General features: G+C 68.3%; 3 protein-coding genes. All 3 read left to right on the forward strand.

Features of this window, described 5'->3' with window-relative positions:
- Window positions 1-55: 55 nt before the first annotated feature.
- The 3 genes from ACFQ7Q_RS37635 to ACFQ7Q_RS37645 all read left to right on the forward strand — a co-directional run bounded on the left by ACFQ7Q_RS37635 (window position 56) and on the right by ACFQ7Q_RS37645 (window position 4,522).
- Window positions 56-754 carry an HAD family hydrolase gene (locus ACFQ7Q_RS37635; RefSeq protein ID WP_383563613.1) on the forward strand — a complete coding sequence of 233 codons (699 nt, stop codon included), beginning with the start codon at window positions 56-58 and terminating at the stop codon, window positions 752-754.
- A 522-nt stretch (window positions 755-1,276) separates the two neighbouring features.
- Complete coding sequence (locus ACFQ7Q_RS37640; RefSeq protein ID WP_383563616.1) at window positions 1,277-2,866, forward strand: ABC transporter substrate-binding protein; 1,590 nt, start codon at window positions 1,277-1,279, stop codon at window positions 2,864-2,866.
- Window positions 2,867-2,941: 75 nt separating this feature from the next.
- Window positions 2,942-4,522, forward strand: a complete 1,581-nt coding sequence (locus ACFQ7Q_RS37645; protein WP_383563619.1) for an ABC transporter substrate-binding protein — start codon at window positions 2,942-2,944, stop codon at window positions 4,520-4,522.
- Window positions 4,523-4,594: the final 72 nt, after the last annotated feature.

The raw sequence follows: 4,594 nt of genomic DNA on the forward strand, positions 1-4,594 counted from the left end.
TCCCCGTACCGGGGAGGGTGACCGGCCTTCTCGTCCCTCCATGGAGGTGTGCCGGATGACCAGTACGGTCCCCGCGTCCTTGTTCCGTACCAACGGCAGCTCCGCCCTGCAGGCGGTCTTCCTCGACATGGACGGCACCCTCGTCGACACCGAGGGGTTCTGGTGGGACGCCGAGGTGGAGGCCTTCGCCGACCTCGGGCACCGGCTGGACGAGGCATGGCGCGACATCGTCGTCGGCGGCCCCATGACCCGTAGCGCGGGCTATCTGATCGAGGCCACCGGCGCCGACATCACCATCGCCGAGCTCACCGTCCTGCTCAACGAGAAGTTCGAGCAGCGCATCGACCGGGGCGTACCGATGATGCCGGGCGCCGAACGGCTCCTGGCCGAGCTGGCCCAGCACAACATCCCGACCGCCCTGGTCTCCGCCTCGCACCGGCGCATCATCGACCGGATCCTCGCCTCCCTGGGCCGCGACCGCTTCACCCTCACCGTCGCCGGTGACGAGGTGATGCGCACCAAGCCGCACCCCGAGCCGTATCTGACCGCCGCGAGCGGGGTCGGCGCCGAACCGGCGCTGTGCGCGGTCATCGAGGACACCGCGACCGGTGTGGCGGCCGCCGAGGCCGCCGGGTGCCGGGTGGTCGCGGTGCCCTCCGTCGCCCCCATCGCGCCGTCCGCCGGCCGCGTCGTGGTCAGCTCCCTGGAGGACGTGGACGTGCCCTTCCTGCGCACGCTCATCGCGAGCCGGTGAAGGCTTTGAGCTTTTCCTGAGCTTGCCCCGGGCATTTCTCCTTGAAGGCTCTTCACAGAAACAGAGGGCGTCCGGTCGTGCATTTTCCGTGACCGCGCTCTCGAAATGAATCGGCCACCCGCCGAAAAGGAACGCACGTGACCTTGGTCACCCAGCGTGCCGGTCGACGGGTGGCCGTCCTGCGTCAGGTGTCCGGAACGCGGTGATTCCGTCGTCCCCGTGTGTCCTGATTCGCACACTCACAGGCGAATCATGCCCCCGCATGACTATCGAGCCCGCCGCATTCATGATCACTATCCGCATCCGTCGCCGAGTGCCCGCGGTCCTGGCAATAGGGCCTCGCCCACTAATCTTTCGCGAGTACTTCGCCGCACTTCCGCGTGCCTCGGCAACCCACCCAAGATGCCGCGAGCACAGGACTGATCGCACACCAATCCCGGCCCGATCCCCGCCCCGACCGGGCGCAGCGGCGGAGTGTCCGTACCCGCTGTATCCCAGTGCCGGATGAGGAGAACGTCCAGGATGAACCGCAAGACCTTGGCACTGCCGGCCGTCGCCGGTCTGCTCGCCCCGCTGCTCGTCGCCTGCGGCGGTTCGGACGAGTCCGGAGCCATCGTCGTCGGCACCACGGACCAGTTCCTCGCCACCGCCGAAGCACCCGCGCCCCTCGACCCGGCCTTCGCCTACGACACCGGCGCCTGGAACATCCTGCGGCAGACCGTCCAGACCCTGATGCACGTGCCCCGCGGCGGCGGCGAGCCCGTCCCCGAAGCCGCCGAGAGCTGCCGCTTCAGCGACCGCCTCAGCGAGAGCTACCGCTGCAAGCTGCGTGAGGGGCTGACCTTCTCCGACGGCACCCCCGTCACCGCCGCGGACGTGAAGTTCTCCGTCGAACGCGTACTGGCGATCAAGTCCGACAACGGTACGGCCGCTCTCCTGGCCAACGTCGACACCGTCGAGACCAACGGCGACCGCGAGATCGTCTTCCACCTCAAGACGCCCGACGCCACGTTCCCGTACAAGCTCTCCACCCCGGTCGCCGGCATCCTCAGCAAGGACAAGTACGGCGCCAAGGAGCTCCGTGCGGGCTTCGAGGTGGACGGCTCCGGCCCGTACACCATGAAGACGGAACTCCAGGGCGAGAAGATCGTCAAGGCCGTCTTCACCAAGAACCCGAAGTACAAGGGCGACATCACCCTGCGCAACGACAAGGTCGAACTGCGCTCCTTCGCCGACGCTGACTCCATGGGCAAGGCCCTCGAGAGCCGCGAGATCGACATGATGACCCGCTCCATGTCGCTCGACCAGGTCAAGGACCTCACCGAGAAGCCCAAGGAGGGCATCGACCTCACCGAGGTCCCCGGCCTGGAGATCCGCTACCTCGCCTTCAACACCGCCGACCCCTCGGTCAAGGACGCGGCCGTCCGGCAGGCCATGGCCGCCGTCGTCGACCGCGGCGCGCTGATCAACACGGTCTACGGCACCACCGCCCAGCCGCTCTACTCGCTGATCCCCTCCAGCGTCACGGGCCACTCCACCGCCTTCTTCGACAGCTACGGCGAGCCGAGCACCAAGAAGGCCGCGGGCATCCTGAGCAAGGCCGGCATCAAGAAGCCGGTCAAGGTCACCCTCCACTACACGACCGACCACTACGGCTCCGGCACCCAGAAGGAGTTCGAGGCGCTGCGCGACCAGCTCAACGCCACCGGCCTCTTCGACACCTCCGTCCAGGGCTCCGAGTGGTCCACCTTCAGGCCCGCGCAGAAGCGCGGCGACTACGCCGTCTACGGTCTCGGCTGGTTCCCCGACTTCCCCGACCCGGACAACTACGTCGCCCCCTTCCTCGACACCGACAACTTCCTCAACACCCCCTACGTCAACGCGTCCGTCCGCGACCAGTTGATCCCGCAGTCGCGCCGCTCGGCCGACCGCAACGCCGCAAGCTCCGTCTTCGGTCAGATCCAGAAGATCGTCGCCAAGGACGTTCCCGTCCTGCCGCTCTGGCAGGGCAAGCAGTACGTCGCCGCGCGCGACGATCTGACCGGCGTCGAATGGGCGCTGAACACCTCCTCGGACCTGCTCCTCTGGGAGCTCGGCCGCGGCACCGCCTGACCCCGCAACCAGCTCGGTAACACCGGCCGCGCACGGGCGCGCGCCGGTCTGGCAAGAGATCAAGAGGCACGTTCTGTGAAGCACAACAAGTGGCTGACGGCTCCCCTCGCCGCGGGGCTGTCCGCCGCCCTGCTCAGCGGCTGCGGCACCGAGCAGGGCGACGGCGCCGCGAGCTCCGGTGACAACGTCCGCGTCGGTATGTCCGACGAGGTCCTGGCCACCGACCCCGCCGCCGGCTACGACCCCGGCTCCTGGCTGCTGTTCAACAACGTCTTCCAGTCGCTGCTCAGCTTCCCCAAGGGCAACACCGAGCCCGAGCCGGAAGCCGCCGAGAAGTGCGCCTTCGAAGGGGGCAGCAAGGTTTACCGCTGCACCCTCCGCGAGGGCCTGAAGTTCTCCAACGGCAACCCGCTGACCTCGAAGGACGTCAAGTTCTCCTTCGACCGCGCGCTGAAGATCGACGACCCGGCGGGCCCGGCGCCGCTGCTCTCCTCGATCGACTCCATCGAGACCCCGGACGACCTGACCGTCGTCTTCCGGCTCAAGACCCCCGACGCCACCTTCCCGAGCAAGATCGCCTCCGGCGCCGGCTCGATCGTCGACCACCGCGAGTACAGCGCGGACGCGCTGCGCACCGACGGGAAGGCGGTCGGTTCCGGCCCGTACAAGCTGGACTCGCTCAGCGACACCGAGGCCGTCTTCTCCGTCAACGGCGACTACCAGGGCGGCGCCAAGCCGCAGAACAGTGGTGTCACGCTCAAGCTCTACGGCGGTGACCGCGCCGGCCTCTCCAAGGCCCTCACGGACAACGACATCGACGTCGCCTACCGTGGCCTCTCCGCCGACGACATCGCCGCCCTCGAAGCGTCCGCCACCACGGCCGACCAGGGAGTCGAGGTCGTCCAGGGCTCCAGCGCCGAGGTCCAGCACCTGGTCTTCAACGTCAAGGACCCCGTCGTCGGCAAGCTCGGCGTCCGCCAGGCCATCGCCCACCTCGTCGACCGCGAGGCGCTCGTCCAGAACGTCTACAAGTCGACCGCCACGCCGCTGTACTCGATCGTCCCGGCCGGCATCGCGGGCCACAACACGGCCTTCTTCGACACCTACGGCAGCCCCGACGCGGCCAAGGCGAAGAAGGCGCTGCGCAAGGCCGGCATCACCGGCAAGGTGAAGCTCACCCTCTGGTCCACGCCGAGCCGTTACGGTCCCTCCACCGACCAGGAGCTCAAGGCGATAGCCGAACAGCTCAACGGCAGCGGTCTGTTCGACGCCGAAATGAAGTCCGTCGAGTTCGAGCAGTACGAGAAGGACATCGCGGACGGCAAGTACGGCGTGTACGTCAAGGGTTGGGTCCCCGACTACCCCGACGCCGACAACTTCACCGCGCCCTTCTTCGGCGCGGGCAACGTCCTCGGCAACAACTACGACAACCGCACCATCACCGGCAGCCTCCTCCCGAAGACGGCGGCCGCCGCCGACCGATCCGCCACGACCGAGGACTTCAACAAGCTCCAGGACCTGGTCGCCGAGGAACTGCCCCTGCTCCCGCTCTGGCAGGGCAAGCAGTACGCGGTCGCCCGCGACGGCATCAACGGCCTCGAGTGGACCCTGGACGCCTCGACCGTCTTCCGCTTCTGGGAGATCAAGAAGGGCTGACCTGCCACCCGGCGGAGCCCGGCGCCACGGTGCACCGTCCCGTGGCGCCGCGCGAAGGGGCCCGGCACGCGT

The organism is Streptomyces sp. NPDC056527, from assembly GCF_042794475.1.
Taxonomy (GTDB): Bacteria; Actinomycetota; Actinomycetes; order Streptomycetales; family Streptomycetaceae; genus Streptomyces.

What these genes read in the sequence shown, in the direction of transcription:
- ACFQ7Q_RS37640 (WP_383563616.1), top strand. Translation starts at nt 1,277, where the DNA reads ATGAACCGCAAGACCTTGGCACTGCCGGCCGTCGCCGGTCTGCTCGCC.
- ACFQ7Q_RS37635 (WP_383563613.1), top strand. Translation starts at nt 56, where the DNA reads ATGACCAGTACGGTCCCCGCGTCCTTGTTCCGTACCAACGGCAGCTCC.